Source organism: Streptosporangium sp. NPDC006930 (assembly GCF_040635605.1).
In the GTDB taxonomy this organism is placed as follows: domain Bacteria; phylum Actinomycetota; class Actinomycetes; order Streptosporangiales; family Streptosporangiaceae; genus Streptosporangium.
Genome location: NZ_JBEYID010000048.1, coordinates 1 through 16832, shown reverse-complemented (window position 1 = coordinate 16832; position 16832 = coordinate 1). Strand labels below are relative to the sequence as shown.

At 67.6% G+C, this 16832-nt stretch carries 16 protein-coding genes and 1 pseudogene; 3 read left to right on the top strand and 14 right to left on the bottom strand.

The window, feature by feature from the left end; translation table 11 throughout:
- Positions 1-297 (top strand): annotated as a pseudogene (locus ABZ664_RS39090) (transposase); the annotation flags it as partial.
- Positions 298-331: 34 nt separating this feature from the next.
- Here the strand turns inward: ABZ664_RS39090 and ABZ664_RS39085 are convergent.
- The 9 genes from ABZ664_RS39085 to ABZ664_RS39045 form a co-directional block, all read right to left on the bottom strand.
- The gene (locus tag ABZ664_RS39085) at positions 332-1432 is read right to left on the bottom strand and encodes an ABC transporter ATP-binding protein (protein WP_362522277.1); all 1101 of its coding nucleotides are present in this window, start codon (positions 1430-1432) and stop codon (positions 332-334) included.
- On the bottom strand, positions 1413-2207 hold the full coding sequence (locus ABZ664_RS39080; RefSeq protein WP_362522275.1) for an ABC transporter permease: 795 nt from the start codon (positions 2205-2207) through the stop codon (positions 1413-1415). The genes ABZ664_RS39085 and ABZ664_RS39080 overlap by 20 nt, the downstream gene beginning before the upstream one ends.
- Positions 2197-3024 carry an ABC transporter permease gene (locus tag ABZ664_RS39075; RefSeq protein WP_362522272.1) on the bottom strand — a complete coding sequence of 276 codons (828 nt, stop codon included), beginning with the start codon at positions 3022-3024 and terminating at the stop codon, positions 2197-2199. Before ABZ664_RS39075 ends, ABZ664_RS39080 begins: the two co-directional genes overlap by 11 nt.
- Positions 3025-3243: 219 nt before the next feature.
- On the bottom strand, positions 3244-4272 hold the full coding sequence (locus tag ABZ664_RS39070) for an ABC transporter substrate-binding protein (protein ID WP_362522270.1): 1029 nt from the start codon (positions 4270-4272) through the stop codon (positions 3244-3246).
- Between the two features lie 128 nt (positions 4273-4400).
- Positions 4401-5312 (bottom strand): dihydrodipicolinate synthase family protein, encoded by a 912-nt coding sequence (locus ABZ664_RS39065; protein ID WP_362522269.1) that lies wholly within the window; start codon positions 5310-5312, stop codon positions 4401-4403.
- Entirely contained in the window at positions 5309-6292 is a 984-nt protein-coding gene (locus ABZ664_RS39060) for an NAD(P)-dependent oxidoreductase (protein ID WP_362522267.1), read from the bottom strand. The genes ABZ664_RS39065 and ABZ664_RS39060 overlap by 4 nt, the downstream gene beginning before the upstream one ends.
- On the bottom strand, positions 6285-8669 hold the full coding sequence (locus ABZ664_RS39055; protein ID WP_362522265.1) for a xanthine dehydrogenase family protein molybdopterin-binding subunit: 2385 nt from the start codon (positions 8667-8669) through the stop codon (positions 6285-6287). Before ABZ664_RS39055 ends, ABZ664_RS39060 begins: the two co-directional genes overlap by 8 nt.
- The gene (locus ABZ664_RS39050; protein WP_362522261.1) at positions 8659-9171 is read right to left on the bottom strand and encodes a (2Fe-2S)-binding protein; all 513 of its coding nucleotides are present in this window, start codon (positions 9169-9171) and stop codon (positions 8659-8661) included. Before ABZ664_RS39050 ends, ABZ664_RS39055 begins: the two co-directional genes overlap by 11 nt.
- Before the next feature lie 5 nt (positions 9172-9176).
- The gene (locus ABZ664_RS39045) at positions 9177-10079 is read right to left on the bottom strand and encodes a xanthine dehydrogenase family protein subunit M (RefSeq protein ID WP_362522259.1); all 903 of its coding nucleotides are present in this window, start codon (positions 10077-10079) and stop codon (positions 9177-9179) included.
- A 269-nt stretch (positions 10080-10348) separates the two neighbouring features.
- Between ABZ664_RS39045 and ABZ664_RS39040 the strand changes: the two genes are divergently transcribed.
- Both ABZ664_RS39040 and ABZ664_RS39035 read left to right on the top strand, forming a co-directional pair.
- Positions 10349-10924, top strand: coding sequence for an XRE family transcriptional regulator (locus ABZ664_RS39040; protein WP_362522257.1), 576 nt, complete (start codon positions 10349-10351; stop codon positions 10922-10924).
- 49 nt (positions 10925-10973) lie between these two features.
- A complete protein-coding gene (locus tag ABZ664_RS39035) occupies positions 10974-11603 on the top strand; it encodes an SRPBCC family protein (protein ID WP_362522255.1) in 630 nt (209 codons plus the stop codon).
- A 113-nt stretch (positions 11604-11716) separates the two neighbouring features.
- Here ABZ664_RS39035 and ABZ664_RS39030 read toward each other — a convergent pair whose 3' ends face one another.
- From ABZ664_RS39030 to ABZ664_RS39010, 5 genes are all read right to left on the bottom strand, one after another.
- Positions 11717-12337 carry a response regulator transcription factor gene (locus ABZ664_RS39030; protein ID WP_362522253.1) on the bottom strand — a complete coding sequence of 207 codons (621 nt, stop codon included), beginning with the start codon at positions 12335-12337 and terminating at the stop codon, positions 11717-11719.
- Positions 12334-13542: a sensor histidine kinase gene (locus ABZ664_RS39025; RefSeq protein ID WP_362522251.1), complete on the bottom strand. Its 1209-nt coding sequence runs from the start codon at positions 13540-13542 to the stop codon at positions 12334-12336. The genes ABZ664_RS39030 and ABZ664_RS39025 overlap by 4 nt, the downstream gene beginning before the upstream one ends.
- On the bottom strand, positions 13539-15374 hold the full coding sequence (locus ABZ664_RS39020) for a hypothetical protein (RefSeq protein ID WP_362522249.1): 1836 nt from the start codon (positions 15372-15374) through the stop codon (positions 13539-13541). The genes ABZ664_RS39025 and ABZ664_RS39020 overlap by 4 nt, the downstream gene beginning before the upstream one ends.
- Positions 15359-16126 carry an ABC transporter ATP-binding protein gene (locus ABZ664_RS39015; protein ID WP_362522247.1) on the bottom strand — a complete coding sequence of 256 codons (768 nt, stop codon included), beginning with the start codon at positions 16124-16126 and terminating at the stop codon, positions 15359-15361. Before ABZ664_RS39015 ends, ABZ664_RS39020 begins: the two co-directional genes overlap by 16 nt.
- A gap of 248 nt (positions 16127-16374) precedes the next feature.
- Entirely contained in the window at positions 16375-16746 is a 372-nt protein-coding gene (locus ABZ664_RS39010; protein WP_362522245.1) for an HNH endonuclease family protein, read from the bottom strand.
- Positions 16747-16832: the final 86 nt, after the last annotated feature.

The following is a 16832-nucleotide window of genomic DNA, read 5'->3' as shown; positions in this document are numbered from 1 at the left end:
GCCGCCGACAAGGCCTACTCCTCTCGGGGCAACCGCCTCTATCTGCGCCGACGCCATATCAAGGCCGTCATCCCGGAAAAGAGCGACCAGGCGGCACACCGTAAGAGGCGCGGTTCCCATGGTGGCCGCCCGGTCAGTCATGACCCAGAGCTGTACAAGCAGCGCAACACGGCCGAACGCTGCATCAATCGCATCAAGCAGTGGCGCGGGCTGGCCTTTCGCTTCGACAAGACCCCCGAAAGCTATCTCGCGGGCCTTCATCTCCGCGGAGCCATCTTGTGGCTCCGAAGCCTTCTCGGCGCGGTCGCCGAGTCGGTGCCCGGCACCGTTGTCAGCGCACCACCAGCAGGTCGGCCGAGTCCCAGGTGACGACCACCTTCGCCCCCACTGAGACGCCGCGGTCGGCCGCGGCGGTCGAGCGCACCGTCACCACCCGGTCGGTCGGGGTGCGAACCAGCAGTTTCCGCGACGAGCCGAGGAAGATCTCCTCCTCGACCTCCCCCTCCAGGGCGTTCGTCAGGCCGTCGCGTTCCGAGCCGACGGGTGCGATGCGACACTTCTCCGGGCGAACCATCGCCTGGATCTCCGCCCCCGGGTCGGCGGCCGACGGGGGAAGGACGAACCTGCCGTCGGGACACGCCAGTGCGCGGACACCGTCCACCTCCTGGACCGTTCCCTCGAAGACGTTCGACTCGCCGAGGAACTGCGCGACGAACCGGCTCTCGGGCCGGTCGTACAACTCCGCCGGTGTGCCGACCTGATCGATCGAGCCGTTGTTGAAGACGGCGATCCGATCGGAGAGGACCAACGCCTCCTCCTGGTCGTGCGTCACGAAGATGATGGTGACGCCCAGTTCCCGGTGCAGACCCCTGAGCTGGATCTGCAGCTCCTCACGCAACTTCCGGTCCAGTGCGCCGAAGGGCTCGTCCATCAGCAGAACCCGGGGCTCGAAGACGACCGCCCTCGCCACCGCCACGCGCTGCTGCTGTCCGCCGGACAGTTGGTCTGGTCGGCGGGCCCCGTACTCGCCCAGCTGCACCATCTCCAGCGCGGCCTGGACCCGCTGTGCGCGCTCCTTCGCCGGGATCTTGCGCTGGCGCAGCGGATAGGCGACGTTCTCGGCCACGGTCATGTGCGGGAAGAGCGTGAAGTGCTGGAACACCATGCCGATGTTCCGCAGGTGGGGGCGCACCGACGCGACGGACACCCCGTCCAGTTCGATCTCGCCCGCGTCGATGTCGACGAACCCGGCGATAGCGTTCAACGTCGTCGTCTTACCCGATCCGCTCGGGCCGAGGAGCGAGACGAACTCGCCCGCCGCGATGTCCAGCGACACCTCGTTGACGGCGGGAGCCGCCGCACCGTACTGCTTGACGATCCCCCGCAAACGGACAGCCGCACCCCGGGAGCGGTCAGCGGTGCTTCTTGGCATAACGCCTCCTGAATGCGAGAGCGGACAACAGAATGAGCAGGGTCGAGAGCAGCATGATCAGTGACGCGCCGACCGCGATGGTCGGGTCCACCTCCTGCGTCATGCTCGCGTACATCTGCACGGGCATCGTGCGGAAGTTGGGATCCGAGAGGAACAGCGCGATCACCGTCTCGTCGAACGACGAGATGAAGGCGAAGATGAAGCCGGCCAGGATTCCGGGCGCGATGATCGGCAGCGTGATGGTCATGAGGACCTTGTGCGGGGGAGCCCCGAGGCTCGTCGCGGCGCGCTCCAGCTGACGGTCCATCGTCACCAGCACGCCGGAGACCGTGAGCACCACGTACGGGATCGCGTGCACGGTGTGGGCGAGGACGAAGCCGAGGCCGGTCCCGACGAGCTGCCACTTCAGGAAGAGCGCGTACTCGCCAACCCCCAGAATGATGATCGGGGTGACCATCGGCGCGAGCAGCAGGCCGACGACGATGCTCTTGCCCCGGAAGCTGTGCCGTACGACGCCGAAAACAGCGACCGTTCCCGCGACGGTGGCGATGACCGCGACGATCAGGGCGGTCTGGAGCGAGTTCATCAGGGTCTCGGTCCACCGAGGGTCCGAGAAGAAGTTCTCGTACCACCGGAAACTCCACTCCTTCGGCGGGAAGACGAAGGACCGTCGATCGCTGAGGCTCATCGGGAACACGATCAGGCCCGGGAGGATCAGCAGCGCTCCCGTTATCACCGCGAACACGGCCAGCCCGTACGGCCGCCTAACGGGCATTCTTGCCTCCCATGCTGGTGAGCATCGAGGTCATCCCGAACCGGGCCGCGACCACCAGAACGATGAGGGTCAGCACGGAGAGGATGACCGACATCGCTCCCGCGCTTCCCCAGGCGAGCTTCAACGAGATCTCCTGGGCGGCCAGCTGGGCCAACATGGACTGCGACGGTGAGCCGAGCAGCGCCGGCGTGACGTAGAAACCGAGGCCGAGCACGAACACCATGACGCTGCCGGTGATGAGGCCTGGAGCCGTCAACGGCAGAAAGACCTGCCGGAACGCCGCCCTGGGCGTGGCCCCGAGTGACTGGGCGGCCATGACCAGCCGGCGGTCGATGGTGCGCATGTTGTTGTACAGCGGCAGGGTGATGAAGGGGAGCAGGACCTGCACCATGCCGATCAGGACCCCGCGGGATGTGCCCAGCATCTTTATCTCCATGCCCAGGACCGACAGGAAAGCGACGACCGGCCCGACATCCGACAGCAGAATGATCCAGGCGTACGTCCGCGCGAGCAGGCTCGTCCACAGCGGGACAAGCACCAACCCGAGCATGAGGGCCCGTGTCTTGCTGCCGACCAGGGCCATGAGATACGCGTACGGGTAGGCGATGAGGGCGCACACCCCCGTGACGATGGCCGAGGTGTATATCGTGCGCAGAAGGATCGTTACGTAAACTTCGGTGCCCGCGAAATCGGTGTAGTGCTCCAACGACAGCGCTCCGTCGTCACCGATGAAGGACAACCGGAAAATCTCGGCGACCGGATAGACGAAGAAGACGATGAGGAAGAAAACAACAGGGGCGGCTAGGAGAAAGCCCACGGGGGGCCTTTTTCGCGGGCGTTTCAACCAACGGAAACGGTCCCGCACATCATCTGTGCGCTCCAGGGGCTGCACCGAAACCATCTAGTCCTCCTCGTTACCACACATACGGATACTCGCGTCGGGATCCGCTGACCATGCCCGATAGACCTCCCCCGTGTGCCGCCGCACCCGAGGGAGGTCCTCGCTGTTCACGAGAATCCGCCGGGCGGCATCACCTCACTGGGCGGACCACTTCGTGTAGCGGTCGATGGCCTCCTCGTAGTGCTGCGCCCACCAGTTCAGGTCCAGTTGCACCGCCAGTTCCGCGTGTGCTGGATCGTTCGAGTCGAACTCCTGGCCCACCTGGTCCAGCGTCGGCTTGGAGTCCTTGTTGGCCGCCCCGTAGGACGTCTGCTCGGCCCAGAGTTTCTGCTGCTCCACGTCCGTGATGAAGCTCAGGAACTTGTAGGCCTCCTCCTTCCGGGGAGTGCCCTTGATCATGGCCACGGTGTCGTGCGTCCGGATGTGCTGGTTCCACACCGGCTTGAACTGCGCGCCGTTGCGCACCGACAGCTGCACCCGGCCGTGCCAGGCGAGCGACATGACGACATCGCCGCTCTCGATCTGCTCCATCTGCCGGGCGCCCGACTCGAAGAAGGAGATGTCGCCCTTGATGCTGTCGTACTTCTTGATCGCCCGGTCGATGTCGAGCGGGTACAGCTCCTCGGGCTTCACCCCGTCGCCGAGCAGTGCCGCCTCCAGCACGCCACCCGCGACGGCCGTCGAGAGCCCGCGCTTGCCGGGGTACTTCTCCACGTCGAAGAAGTCCTTCCACGACGTCGGCGGGTTCGCCCCGAACTTCTTGGAGTCGTACACGAGGATGTACGCGAAGTTGTCGATCGGCACCCCGCATTCACCGATCAGCGGGGGGAGCTTGTCGAGGGTCGTGATCTTGCTCTTGTCGAGCTTCTCGAAGTAGGTGCCGCAGTCGACGATCGCCCGGTAGGGTTGGACAAACATGACATCCCAGGCGATGTTCCCAGAATCGACCTGCGCCTTGACCTTCGCATAGTCATTCGGGGAGTCCTGCCGCATTTTGATGCTCGTCTGCGCGGTGAAGGGGTCCATCCAGATCTCTTTGGCGATCTGGGAGGTCGCGCCGCCGTAGTCGACCAGAGTCAGGGGGTCGTTGGACCCTTGCTCGGCGGTGGTGGCTCCGCCGCCGCACGCTGTCGCCGCGAGGCACACAAGCCCGATAAGCGCCATGCGAGTATGATTTTTCACACTATTCAACCAATCGGATAAAGAAACGACCGAAAACACGTCATTACGAGGTCATGGGGCACGACATCGGTTTCAGGGCGACTCCTTTCGGTTGTGCGCGTTGGTGCGCCCTATCCCGCCAGGGGGTTGGATCGGGCGGACAGATGCTCGAAGCGGTCGAGGAACCGGGCCACGGACTCCCGGGTGGCGACGCTCGCCTCGGTCATGGGCAGCCGCACGGCGGGATGCCATCCGTAAAGTGCCTGCATGACGGCCTTGAGCACGCCCAGGTAACCCTCCGGCGCGCGCAGCAGCTCGTCCCACGCGGCGCAGCACTCGGCCAGCTGCGGATCGACGGAGCCGTCGCCCAGCGCCGCCCGGACGTAGGCGATCGACGTGGCCGGGCTGAAGTTGGCGAGCGATGAGGTGATGACGTTGCCGCCCGCGCGGGCGTACTCGGTCCCGCCGATCTCGCCGACCCCCCACCACTCGATCCGGTCGCCCCAGCGCGCGACCCGTCGCCCCACCTCATCCGGCCCGAAGGCGGTCTCCTTGACGCCACGAAAGCCCGCCACCGTGACCAGTCGGTCCAGGTGGTCCTCCGTGACCGGCTGGGCCTTGCTGCTGTAGACGATCGCGGGTAGTCCGGACTCCCCGGTGATCCGCCGGACGTGCTCGGCGGCGCCGTCGGGCGTGGGGACAGCGAAGTAGTGCGGATTGAGCACCAGCACCGACACGCCCGCGTCCCGCGCGTCGACGGCCAGTTCGGTGGCCTCCCTCGTCGAGAACCCTATTCCGGCCACCACCGGAACCCGGCCGGCCGCCCCGGCCGCCGCCGCCTCCATGCAGGCGCGCGCCTCGTCTCGTCGCAGGGCGTAGAACTCCCCCATCCCGCCGAGGACCGCCGGCCTGATCCCGTGGCGGGCGAGCAGGTCGGCCAGGTCCCTCATCTTGCCGATGTCCACCGCCCCGTCCGGGGTGAAGGCGGTGGGCAGAAAGCTGACGATCGGTCGTGGAAGTGATTCGGTGTTCGGGGTGTTCATCGCTGCTCCGTCTCCTGACGATGGGGCTGATCGTTCGTCGCGGGGGACCGCCCGGTAGCCGCTTCCGTGGCCCGGTCCCGCGGGCCGTCACCCAGTGCTTCCTGGTACAACTTCACGACCGCGCTGAAGTCCGTCCGCCCGCCGAACGACGCCTCGGCCCGGCCGAACATCTGTCTCGCCAGTCCGCCGACGTGGAACGGCGACGCGACGTCCTCGGCGACCTCTCCCGCGACATCCAGGTCCTTCAGCAGGAGGGAGAGGGCGAACCGCGGGTCGAAGTCGTTCGCCAGGATCGTCTGGGGAACGATGTGCTCCAGCTGCCAGTTCGCGCCCGTGCTGGCAAGAATGATCTCCCGCAGCGTGTGCGGGTCGACGCCGGACGCCGTGCCCAGCGTCAGGGCCTCCGCGTTGGCGAGCATGCAGGCGGCGACGAGAAGGTTGTTACAGATCTTCGCGGCCTGGCCGGCACCGACCGGCCCGGCGTGGAAGACGGTGCTCGCCATGTGGGCGAGGACCGGCCGAGCCGTGGCGAGAGTGTCCTCGTCGGCGCCCACGATGGTAGTGAGCGTGCCGTTGTGTGCCCTCGCCGGCCCGCCGCTCACCGGCGCGTCCATGAACGCCAGGCCCATCTCCCCCAGCCGGCGCGCGATCGATCGGGCCGCCTTCGGCCCGATCGTCGACATGTCCACCACCAGGGTGCCGGGGCGCGCCGTGCCGGTCGCCCCCGACTCCTCGAACAGCACGGCACGGACCTCGGTGGCCGAAGGGAGCATCGTGATCACGACATCGGCATCCCTCGCGGCGTCGGCCGGTGTGGTGGCGATCGCGGCCCCGTCCTCGGCCAGCCGGTGTGCCGCGGTCATGGAGACGTGCGGCACCACGGTGACCGGATGTCCGGCCCGAACGAGTTGGTGTGCCATGGGGAACCCCATGGTGCCCAACCCGATGAAGGCGATCCTGGTCTGGTTCGGCTCACTCATCGCTGTCACCCTCCACCGCCCGGAACAGGGCCCTGATCCGGCTCGGGCTCGCCGGGCTGCGGTCGATCGTGATTCCCCTGCCGTCCAGGGCGTCCTGGACGGCGATCATCACTGCGGCGAGCCCTCCTTGGACCGGCCCCTCGGCCATTCCCTTCAGGCCGCGAACGGTGTGTGGATTCGGCGTCTGGACGTGCGATATCCGGATGTCGGGCACCGCGTCGATGGTCGGGATCAGGTAGTCGAGGAAGGTCGCGGTCTGGTTGTTGCCCAACTCGTCGTAGACGACCTCTTCGAGCAACGCCTGCCCGATCCCCAACGAGACGCCGCCGCGGATCTGGCCGTCGACGATCGCCGGGTTGATGAGGGTGCCCGCGTCCTCGATCACCCGGTAGTCCAGGATCTCCACCCGGCCCGTGCGCCGCTCGACCTCGACGACACACAGGTGTGCGGCGTTGGAGAAGGTCATGGCAGGCGGGTCGTAGGTCCGGTGGATCTCCAGACCCGGCAACTCGCCGGGGGGCAGCGCGAAGGGATCCATGTACGCCGTCCACGACACCTGGGACAGCGGCATGCGAGGCTCCGGCTCCCCCAGCACGTAGATCTGGTCGTCCCGGATATCCAGGTTGTCGACCGGCTCACCCACGAGATGTGCCGCGATGCGCAGCACCTTCGCACGGGCCTTTGTCGCCGCGAGATACGCCACCGCGTTGCCGGCGGCGGCGCCCCGGGATCCCCGGGAGCCCATCCCGTACGGGGTGAGGGACGTATCGCCGAGCAGCACGTTCACGTTCTCGACCCGGGTGCCCAGGGCCTCCGCGACCACCTGGGCGATCGTCGTCTCGTATCCCTGGCCGCTCGGCACGATGCCGACGCCCACGTTGACCGCTCCGCTCGGCTCCACCTTGACGGTGGCCGCCTCGTGGCCGCTTCCCCGGCCGCCCTTCTTGTACCACGCCGATCCGTACGTCGTCGGCTCCAGGACGCTCGCTATCCCGACACCGAGGTACCGATCGTCCGCTCTGGCCGCCCGCTGCTCGGCCCGGAACTCCGCCAGGTCGAAGCTCCGCAGCATCTGCTCGTAGCCCTCCCACATGGTGAGCGCCTCGTAGGTGTATCCGGTCGCGGACACATACGGCTGGTCCTGGCTTGTGAGCATGTTCCGGCGGCGTACCTCGACCGGATCGATCTTCAACTGTCGGGCGATGCGCTCGACCATCCCCTCAGTCGCCCAGGTCACGAGAGCCATGGGCGCGCGAAGGGTTCCGGCCGGGCACTTGTTCGTGATCACGACGTTGATGGAGTACTCGTAGTTCTGGAACTTGTACGGGCCGGGAAGGAGCCAGCCGACGGAGTCGATCGGGTACTTCGGCGTGAAGAAGGCGTACGCACCGTAGTCGGCCCAGAGTTCGGCCTTGACGCCGAGGATGCGCCCGTCCTTGTCCACCGCAGCCCTGATCCAGGCGGAGTCGTCCCTCGCGTGGTTCGCCGCCGTGAGGTTCTCGACCCGATCCTCGATCCATTTGATCGGCCGCCGCAGCTTGATGGCGAGGGCGGCCACCGTCAACTCCTCGCGGAAGAGCGGAATCTTCTGGCCGAAGGCACCGCCCACGTCCGGCGAGATCACCCGCACCTGGTTCTCGTCCAGCCTGAGCCGGCGGGCCAGGTTGGTCCGCAGCAGGTGAGCCGTTTGCTGGCCGCTGTGGAAGGTCAGTTCCATGCGGCCGGCGTCCCATACGGCGAGGACGCCGCGGGTCTCGATCGGGACATGCGTCATCCGCTGGGTACTGAAGCGGGCCTCGACGATCTCGTGAGCCTCGGCGAAGGCCGCCGCGACGTCGCCGAAGGTGTGCGTCTGCTGGGTGTGCAGGTTGCTCGAAAGATCCTCGTCCACCAGGGGCGCATCGGGCGCGGCGGCCGCCTCCATGGTGAGGACCGGCGCGAGCGGCTCGTAGTCCACCTCGACAAGTTCGATCGCGTCCTCCGCCACGTACCGGTCGACGGCCACCACGCACGCGACGAGATCGCCGCTGAACCGGACCTTGCGGGTCGGCAGGGTCTCCATGACCATCGGTTCTGCTCCGGCCTGGGCCGTGATCCCCGGTTCGGTCAGTTCGGCCAGGTCGTCACCGGTGAAGATCGCCGCCACGCCGGGGAGCGCGAGTGCCCGCTCGACATCGACAGCGATGATCCGCGCGTGCGCGTACGGGCTGCGCACGAAGGCCGCATGCAGGGTACGGGGAAGCTGCAGGTCGTCCGTGAAGGTCCCGGTGCCCATCAGCAGCCGATAGTCCTCGGTACGCCGCAGCGCCGCGCCGAATCCCTGGCCGGATTGACTCGTGGTTCGCCCAAAGGAACGTGCCAAAGTGCTACTCGTCATGACCGCTCGCTTTCCCTGCGCTCTGCCCGCCGGCGGGTGCCAGTTCGCGGGCGGCCTGCAGCACCGACTGGACTATCGACTCGTATCCGGCGCAGCGACACAGATTGCCCGACAACTGGGTGCGGATCTCGGACTCGGTGGGGGCCGGATTCTCCGCCAGTAGAGCGCAGGTGCTCATCACGAAGCCGGGCGTGCAAAAACCGCATTGCAGCCCGTGGTTCTCATGAAAGGCCCGCTGGATCGGGTGCAGTGACGTCCCGTCGGGGGAAACCCCCTCGATGGTCCGCACCGTCGCGCCGTTCACCTGGACCGCGAACACCAGACACGAACGGACCGCCTCGCCGTTCAACAGAACCGTGCACGCCCCGCAGGCCCCCTGCTCGCACCCCACATGGGTGCCGGTGAATCCGAGAACGTCCCGGAGAAAATCGGACAGCAGCAGCCTCGGCGCTACGTCGTGCTCCACGCTCTGCCCGTTGAGCCGGAAGCGTATGTGTCTCATCGTGGTCACTGTCGGCCTGCCGAGCGATCTGTCGAATGGAGGATTTTCTCGGTCGCCGCGGCGAGCGCGACCTCCGTGAGGTGGCGGACGATATCCCGCCGGTCCTCGCCGGTGGCGTGGATGTCGGTGCCAGGGGTGAGGTCCGCCGTCGCCGCCGCGGCCACCGCCCGGTAGAGCGCCTCGCTCGGTTCTTCACCGAGAAGACGTTCGGCCTCGGGCAGCACCACCGGAGTCGCCGCGACCCCGCTCGCGGCCAGCCGAGCGCTGGAGTATCTTCCACCGGTCAGGGTGACGGTGGCCGCGACGCCGGCCAGGGCGAAATCTCCCTGCCTGCGGGCGAACTCCTCGAAGGCCCAGCCCTCGCCGCCGGACATGCGAGGCAGCACGATCGTCTCGACGACCTCGGTTTCTTCCAGGTCCGTGGTGAACGCCGAGACGAAGAAATCCCGGGCCGGAATGGATCTTCCGCGTTCGGCGCTACGGGCGACGATCCGAGCGTCGAGGAGCAGTGCGATGAGGGACAGTTCGGCGGCCGGGTCGGCGTGTGCGATCGAGCCACCGATCGTCCCTCGCTGCCGTATCTGGAAGTGCGCGATATGCCTCGTCGCCTCGGCGAGGATCGGGCAGGCCTCCCGGATGACGGGCGACAGTTCGATCTGTCGCTGCCTCGTCATCGAGCCGATGGTCACCGAAGTCTCGGAAACCGCGATATCCGAAAGCCCGGCCACCTTTTCCAGGTCAATGAGGTGCCGAGGCGTTGCCAGGCGCATATTCATCAGAGGCACAAGGCTCTGCCCGCCCGCCAGCGGTTTCGCTTCGTCGCCGAGTTGAGCGAGTAGTTCGCACGCCTCGGCAACGGTCAGCGGGTCGTGGTACTCGAATGCCGCGGGTTTCACTGACTCACCCATTCGTCACGGCGTCGCAGCCGTCGCTCTCGATTGGTCGGATGGCCTACCAGGCCCGGGGATCATGAATAATGAGGTGATTTGATGTGGAGCCCCAGGAGTTGTTCTGGTGCTGAAGCAGGCTCCATCCGGCCGGCGTGCCGGTCTCAGGTGTGGTTTTGTCATCGGTCGAGCACGTGGCTCGCTCTCGTTGCCCAGACCCTAGACATGAACGAATCTCACTGTCAATATATTGAACGTCGATTCACTGAAGTGATGAGGAGCGTCCTGCATTGAAGGGGAACCCCCCAGACGACGGTCATCTGGTCGCGCGTCTGGGAACGATCATCGCCGCTGAACGAGCCAGTCGCGGGCTCAGCATCGACGAACTGGCGCGGCGCGCGGGCATCTCAACCGGGCTGCTCAGCCAGTTGGAGCGCGGCATCGGTAACCCGTCGATCGACACGCTGTCCAACATCGCCGGCGCACTGGGACTCTCGATCGGTTCGTTCTTCCTCGGCGCCAACAACGACGCCGACGGTGTGGTCCGCCCGCACACACGGGCGCGACTGGTGCTGGCCGACCAGAACCTCACCTACCAACTACTCGTACCCGACCTGCAGGGCACGCTGTCCATGCTCTACATCGAGGTGCCGGCCCATTTCTCCAACGAGCACGCGCCCTTCAGCCACACCGGAGAAGAGGTCGTGTTCATCCTCCAGGGAAAGATGGAGGTGCATGTCGGGAGCCTGGTGCGGGTGCTGGAGAAGGGGGATTCGATGCGCTTCGCCTCCATCACCGAACACTGGTACCGCACCTTCGACGAGGACGTGGTCTCCATCACCGCGATGACGCCACCGTCGTTCTGACCCGCTATTCCTATCAGCGCAGCCACGAACCGAAACACGAGAGACCGGTATGAATCTCGAACATGCATTTGTTCTGTCGACCGACATTGACACGGCCTGGCAGCGGCTGCTGGATGTCGAAAAGGTCGCCACCTGCATGCCCGGCGCCTCGCTGGAGAGCCGGTCCGGCGATGAGTTCACCGGCCGGGTGAAGGTCAAGCTGGGCCCGATCACCATGGTTTACCGAGGCTCCGCGCGGTTCGTCGAGAAGAACCCGGTCGGCTATCGCGTCGTCGTCTCCGCGAGCGGCAAGGAGGAGCGCGGTGCCGGCACCGCGAGCGCGACGGTCTCGGCGACCCTCGTGGCCGAGGGGGCGAACACCACTCGCGTTCGGGTCGTCACCGATCTTGAGATCACCGGTCGGCCGGCCCAGTTCGGCCGGGGCGTGATCGCCGACGTCGGCGATCGGCTGTTGAGCCAGTTCGCCGACCGTCTCGCCGCCACCCTGACCGAGCCGGCGGTCGAGCCGCCGGTCGAGCCGCCGACGACGAGCCAGGTCGCCGAGCCGGCACCGGACCCCGTGAACCTGATCGCCCTTGTCGGGCCGCCCGTGCTCAAGCGTGTGGCGCCGGTGGCGCTCGGCGTACTGGTACTGATCCTCCTGCTGCGCTCGATCCGCCGTCCGCGCGCCGACCGATGATCCCCGCATCTGAAGGCCATCGGTCAGGACAGGTTCGGGCATCGCGACCGCAGCCGTGAGCCGGCGTTCCAGGCACCTGTTTCTCCAGCTTGGCGGGGGTCGTCCCCCAGGAGTCAGCTGAGCAGGCCGCGACGGTACCCCTCGCCGACGGCGGCGGCCCGGTCGCGGACGCCGAGCTTGTCGTAGATGTGCAGCAGGTGGGTCTTGATGCTCGCCTCGCTGATGAAGAGTTTGGCGGCGGCCTGGCGGTTGGAGGCACCGTCGGCGACGAGGGCGAGGACCTGCAGTTCACGGTCGGTGAGGGCGGCCTTGACCGGTCGGCGCACCTGGCCCATCAGGCGACCGGCGACCGAGGGCGACAGGACCGGCTCGCCCGCGGCGGCGGCGCGGACGGCACGCAGGAGTTCGTCGGTGGGGGCGTCCTTGAGGAGATAACCGGTCGCGCCGGCTTCGATGGCGGGCAGCACGTCGGAGTCGCCGTCGAAGGTGGTGAGGACGAGCGTTTTGATGTGGGGATGGTCCCGGCGGAGGGCGGTGATGGCGGTGACGCCGTCCACCTCGGGCATGCGCAGATCCATGAGGACGATGTCGACGTCGAGTGCGGCGGCGCGCTCGATGCCTTCGCGGCCGTTGGCGGCTTCCCCGGCGACGTCGAGATCGGGTTCGGCTTCGAAGACGGCGCGCAGGCCGTCGCGGACGATGGGATGGTCGTCGACGATGAGGAGGCGGATCACCGGGGGCCTACCTGGAGCGCGGGGACGGTGGCGCTGACAGCCGTGCCTTCACCGGGTGCGCTCTCGATTTCAAAGGTGCCGCCGACGCCACGTACGCGTTGTCTCATGCTGCTGAGTCCGAATCCTTGGCCGTTGGGACTGTCGATGCCCTTGCCGTCGTCACGGATGTCGAGGAGGACGACGGCGCCGGTGTAGGAGAGGGTGAGGCCGGCGCGGGTGGCGTTGGCGTGTTTGGCGACGTTGGTGAGGGCTTCCTGGGCGACGCGGAAGAGGGTGACCTCGATCGCGGGGCTGAGGGGGACGCGGTCGCCGGTGACCTCGACGTGGAGGTTGATGTCGGTGCTCTGTGTCCAGCTGTGGGCGAGGGCGGTCATCGCCTCGGGGAGATGGGCGTCTTCGAGCTGATGGGGGCGGAGGGCGTCGACGGAGCGGCGGGCTTCGGACAGGCTGTCCTGGGCGAGGGTGAGGGCGCGGTCGATGTGGGCGTCGCGGTCTTGGACGCGTTGCGCGGCGCGAAGCTGGGTGATGATGCCGGTGAGTCCTTGGGCGAGGGTGTCGTGGATTTCGCGCGCCATGCGTTGGCGTTCGTCGAGGATGCCGGCCTCGTGAGCGTGGGTGAGAAGGTGGGCGTGGAGTTCGGCGTTCTCCTCCAGGGCTTTTTGCAGGTCGGTGAGCGCCTGGCGGTATTTACGCTGCCGCTCTTCGATCCGGACGGCGAAAATGTGGCCGCCGCCGATCGTGAGGGTCTGAACGGCGACGATCGCGACGTGGAGAAGGACGAGCTGGACGGTGGCCTGGGACCAGTCGAGCGTGGTCCCGTACAGGACGATGGAGGTGGCGGTGACGGCCGCGAAGGTCCACCTGGAAGGGGCGAAGGAGCCGGCGAGAAAGAAGCCGGAGATGCAGTAGATGACGAAGATCGGATCATGGAGTGCCAGGAGCGCGGCGGTGACCAGGACGCCGCAGAAATAGGTGATCGTGGTGGCGCGGCGCCTGCGGAGGTCGGCGGGCAGCAGGGAGTGGGAGCCGAGGATCCAGGCCAGGGCCAGGGCGCTGAAGGCGAGGGTGCGGGGGATCCCACCCTCGGGCTGCTCGGGTGAGGTGAGGCTGATGGCCAGGGGGGCGGCCAGGGTGATGTAGGGAACGACCTCGACGAAGCGCTCGTAACGTCGTTCCCAGATCGAAAGCGGGAAAGGGTCGTTCACGGTGCCGAGCTTATTCGCATGGGGATGAGGATCGCGTAGCCGTACATGAGGAACCCCAGGGTGATCATGAAGATGATGGTGGGCCACTGCCAGGCAGACGGCAGGTGGAGGGCGAGGAACCAGAGGCGGTCCTCGACGCCGAAGATCTTGAAGGTCATGGGGACGACGCCCTGGGGGAAGGTGGGCAGCCAGGCGACGCTATAGCAGAAGATGACGGCGATGCGGTGCTTGAGGGGCAGGTCGGCGGTCGTGCGCTTGTCGGTGGGCTTGGGCTGGGCTGCGGGGCCGTGCTTCATGAGGGTGAGCAGTTCGGTCCCGTGACTTTCGAGCCTGCGGTAGGCGATCTTGCCGAACCCCCAGACACCGAGGGCGCCGGTGAGCAGGCCGACGGGGACGCCTGCCCAGGGGTGGAGAAGGATGGCGGCGGCGGTGGGGAGTCCGATGCTGGGGACGGCGATGAGGGTGAGCCAGGCCAGACCGGTTTCCGAGCTCTCGTCCGCACCGGTGTTGAGCGGGTTGCCGCCGCGCTTGTGGGGGTCGGTGCCGGGGACGAGGGAGTTGACGGCGAAGCAGACAATGAGGCCGGCGGCACCGCCGAGGAGGGCGGGGAGCAGGCCGAGCACCCAGGGCCAGGCCCAGGTCTGACCGCTGACGGCGGTGCCGACGAGGGTCAGGACGGTGGCGGCCGGGCCGATGGCGAGTAGCCACGCGAGCTGGCGACCGCGCACGTCGGCGCGTTCGGCACCGGGGGTCATGAGGGTGAGCCACAGGGCGGTTCCGTCCGCCCCGTAGAGGTTGGCGGAGACGGCGGCGGCCATGACGACGGCGATGAGCCCGACGAACGGGACCATGATCCACAGGTCGATGGTGACGAGGAGCAGGGGGAAGACGAGGGCGTAGGAGAAGGCGATGCCAAGGAGCTGGATGCGGACCAGGTCACGCCACCAGACGCGCAGTTCCTTGGCGGCGACGATACGGGCGCCGCCGACGGCGGGGAAGGGACGGGGGGTGCCACGACGGGCGGGTACGCCGCCGCGGGCGGCCGAGGCGACACGCCGGGCCAGCAGGGCTGCCCAGGCGAGCAGAAGCAGGACGATGACGGCCCCGTTGGCGGCGAGGATGGCCAGGGCGAGAGGCCAGGACGCCTCGACGGCGGCCACGCCCCAGCCGGAGGGCAGCGCCCGGACGAGGACCTCGGTCCATACAAGGGTGTCGCCGGTGCCGAAGGCCACGGCGGGGGCCCAGCCGTTGCCGCAGAGGGCGAGCGTGGTTCCCATCACGATGCCGACGATGGCGGCGGTGGCGCGGGACCTGACGAACAGGCCGAGGGCGGCGACGACGACCCGGGAGATCATCACCATCGTGGCGAGCGTGGCCAGGGCGGCGACCAGCCCGATGAGGACACCGGCGAAGCCGTGGCGCCAGCCGTACACGGGCAGGGACAGCAGGGCGAGGAGGGTGACGAGTGGTGCGGGGCCGACGAAGGCTCCGGCGAGCAGCCCCGCCGCGACACGACGGGGCGTGGCGGGGAGCATGGTGAAGTACTCGGGGCGGAGGGTCTCGTCACCGCCGCCGATGAAGATGGGGCCGAAGATCCAGCCGGTGAGCCAGATGGTCAGGGTCAGGGGAAGGTAGTCGGGCCACAGGACGGCGACCGTGATCGTTCCGATGGCCAGAACGACGCCGATCAGGACACCGGAGAACAGGTTGGTGGCGCGGTCGCCGCGCAGGGAGTTGCGCAGCAGGGCGAGCCGCATCCGGATCATGACGTGCGCCATGCCGGTCTGACCGAGGGGCGTGCCGATCTGGCCGAGGGTCATGCTGTCAGCCATGCCAGCCCCTCCGTCCCGCGGGTCCGGGCGCCGACCAGGTTGACGAAGGCGTCCTCAAGTGTGGCGGTGCCGCGTACGTCGGCCAGGGGACCGGCGGCCATGACGCGCCCGTTGGACATGACACCCACGTGGTCACAGAGCTGCTCGACCAGGGCCATGACGTGGCTGGAGACGATGACGGAGCCGCCGCCGTCGACGAACCTGCGCAGGATGGTCCTGATGGAGGCCGCCGAGACGGGGTCGACGGCCTCGAACGGCTCGTCCAGGACGAGGAGGCGGGGGGCGTGCAGGAGTGCGACGGCCAGGCCGATCTTCTTGCGCATGCCGGTGGAGTACTCGATGACCAGAGTCCGCTCCGCGGAGTCGAGTTCAAGGACGTGGAGGAGTTCGTCGGTGCGTTCGGCGACGACGCCGGGCGGCAGACCGCGCAGGAGGCCGAGATAGGTGAGGACCTCACGCCCGGTGAGCCGTTCGGGCAGGGCGTTGCCGTCGGGCAGCACGCCGACGAGCGCTTTGGCCCGAACGGTGTCGCGCCAGACGTCGACGCCGAAGATCCGGGCGCTGCCGGCGTCGGGCCGCAGCAGGCCCACGGCCATCGCCAGGGTGGTGGTCTTTCCGGCGCCGTTGGGGCCGACCAGCCCGTAGAAGGATCCGGCGGGGACCGTGAGGTGGACGTCGTCGACGGCGACGTGGTCACCGAAGACCTTGCGAAGTCCAGTGGTCTGGAAGGCGGGCTCCGGATGCGTTGACATGCTCTGAGGATCGCGCGGGGACAGGGGGTGGCGAATCAGCCAAGCAGGGAACGGGATGGTGGATTCCGGCATCAACCGATCAGTTGATTCGATCAACGCCGCCTGTGGCTTGCGGCCTGCCGCCGACGTGCTTCAGGTGGAGTGCCGCTCGGGGATCACCGACAAACGCCGGTGGTCCCGCATCGAACGTCGACCGGGAAACTCTCGGCGGGGAACGGGCGACCCGGTTCGGTGACGCCCCGCTGGTTTCAGCAGGTACGGAGCATGTTGAGCAGAGCTACCCTCTCCTTGCGGGTCACGAAGAGCCCGTAGTGGCGCTTGACCGTGATCCACGAGGTCGCGTACTGACACCAGTGGGCGCGGCGCTGCGGGCGCCAGCTCTGCGGGCCTTTGCCGCCTTTGGCGATGTTGGCGGAGTGGCTGACGGTGAGCAGTTCGGGGCGGACCAGGTCGTTGGCGAAGGCGCGCCGCTTGGCCGGGCTCCATCGCTTGGCACCCGAACGCCAGGCGTAGGCGAGCGGTACCAGGTGGTCGACGTCCACGTACTTCTCGCTCTTGAGCCACTTGCCGTCGTACGGGCTGTACCAGCGTCCCTTGACCGGGTGGCAGGCCGAAGTCACGCCAGCCCGGCTCCTCGGCCAGACCCGTGGTGACCATCTGGATCAGCAGACCCGGCAGGTAGGCCACCAGCACGACGACGGGCGGC

What these genes read in the sequence shown, in the direction of transcription:
- ABZ664_RS39045 (WP_362522259.1), bottom strand. Translation starts at nt 10,079, where the DNA reads ATGGGTGAGTCAGTGAAACCCGCGGCATTCGAGTACCACGACCCGCTG.
- ABZ664_RS39050 (WP_362522261.1), bottom strand. Translation starts at nt 9,171, where the DNA reads ATGAGACACATACGCTTCCGGCTCAACGGGCAGAGCGTGGAGCACGAC.
- ABZ664_RS39055 (WP_362522265.1), bottom strand. Translation starts at nt 8,669, where the DNA reads ATGACGAGTAGCACTTTGGCACGTTCCTTTGGGCGAACCACGAGTCAA.
- ABZ664_RS39060 (WP_362522267.1), bottom strand. Translation starts at nt 6,292, where the DNA reads ATGAGTGAGCCGAACCAGACCAGGATCGCCTTCATCGGGTTGGGCACC.
- ABZ664_RS39035 (WP_362522255.1), top strand. Translation starts at nt 10,974, where the DNA reads ATGAATCTCGAACATGCATTTGTTCTGTCGACCGACATTGACACGGCC.
- ABZ664_RS39080 (WP_362522275.1), bottom strand. Translation starts at nt 2,207, where the DNA reads ATGCCCGTTAGGCGGCCGTACGGGCTGGCCGTGTTCGCGGTGATAACG.
- ABZ664_RS39070 (WP_362522270.1), bottom strand. Translation starts at nt 4,272, where the DNA reads ATGGCGCTTATCGGGCTTGTGTGCCTCGCGGCGACAGCGTGCGGCGGC.
- ABZ664_RS39015 (WP_362522247.1), bottom strand. Translation starts at nt 16,126, where the DNA reads ATGTCAACGCATCCGGAGCCCGCCTTCCAGACCACTGGACTTCGCAAG.
- ABZ664_RS39085 (WP_362522277.1), bottom strand. Translation starts at nt 1,432, where the DNA reads ATGCCAAGAAGCACCGCTGACCGCTCCCGGGGTGCGGCTGTCCGTTTG.
- ABZ664_RS39065 (WP_362522269.1), bottom strand. Translation starts at nt 5,312, where the DNA reads ATGAACACCCCGAACACCGAATCACTTCCACGACCGATCGTCAGCTTT.
- ABZ664_RS39020 (WP_362522249.1), bottom strand. Translation starts at nt 15,374, where the DNA reads ATGGCTGACAGCATGACCCTCGGCCAGATCGGCACGCCCCTCGGTCAG.